The organism is Myxococcus sp. AB036A (assembly GCF_006547355.1).
Taxonomy (GTDB): Bacteria; Myxococcota; Myxococcia; order Myxococcales; family Myxococcaceae; genus Myxococcus; species Myxococcus virescens.
Genome location: NZ_VHLC01000220.1, coordinates 1 through 1088 on the forward strand (window position 1 = coordinate 1; position 1088 = coordinate 1088).

1 protein-coding gene is annotated in these 1088 nt (G+C 65.6%); it reads left to right on the forward strand.

All coding sequences use genetic code 11. The annotated features are described in order from the left end of the window. On the forward strand, nucleotides 1–1088 hold a 1088-nt coding region (gene tuf, locus FL344_RS38150; RefSeq protein WP_141621947.1), incomplete at both ends, for an elongation factor Tu.

A 1088-nucleotide genomic window follows, 5' to 3' on the forward strand; every position in this document is an offset into this window, starting at 1 on the left:
AAGTTCGAGCGTAACAAGCCCCACGTGAACATCGGCACGATCGGACACGTGGACCACGGCAAGACGTCGCTGACGGCCGCCATCACCAAGGTGCTGGCGAAGACGGGCGGCGCCACGTTCCTGGCGTACGACCTGATTGACAAGGCGCCGGAGGAGCGTGAGCGCGGCATCACGATTTCCACGTCGCACGTGGAGTATCAGACGACGAATCGGCACTACGCCCACGTCGACTGTCCGGGCCACGCCGACTACGTGAAGAACATGATCACGGGCGCGGCGCAGATGGACGGCGCCATCCTGGTGGTGTCGGCGGCGGACGGCCCGATGCCGCAGACGCGTGAGCACATCCTGCTGGCGCGCCAGGTCGGCGTTCCGTACATCGTGGTCTTCCTGAACAAGGTGGACATGCTGGACGACCCCGAGCTGCGCGAGCTCGTGGAGATGGAAGTCCGCGACCTGCTGAAGAAGTACGAGTTCCCTGGCGACGACATCCCCATCGTCCCGGGCTCGGCGCTCAAGGCGCTGGAGGGTGACACCAGCGACATCGGCGAGCCGGCCATCCTGAAGCTGATGGAGGCGGTGGACAGCTACATCCCGACGCCGCAGCGCGCGACGGACAAGCCCTTCCTGATGCCGGTGGAGGACGTGTTCTCCATCTCCGGCCGCGGCACGGTGGCCACGGGCCGCGTCGAGCGCGGTATCATCAAGGTCGGCGAGGAAGTGGAAGTGGTCGGTCTGCGCCCGACGCAGAAGACGGTCGTCACGGGCGTGGAGATGTTCCGCAAGCTGCTGGACCAGGGCATGGCGGGCGACAACATCGGCGCGCTGGTGCGCGGCCTAAAGCGCGAGGACATGGAGCGCGGCCAGGTGCTGGCCAAGCCGGGCAGCATCACCCCGCACACCAAGTTCAAGGCGCAGATCTACGTGCTGTCGAAGGAGGAGGGTGGTCGTCACACCCCGTTCTTCAAGGGCTACCGCCCGCAGTTCTACTTCCGCACCACGGACGTGACGGGCTCGGTGAAGCTGCCGGAGAACGTCGAAATGGTGATGCCGGGCGACAACATCGCCATCGAGGTGGAGCTCATCAC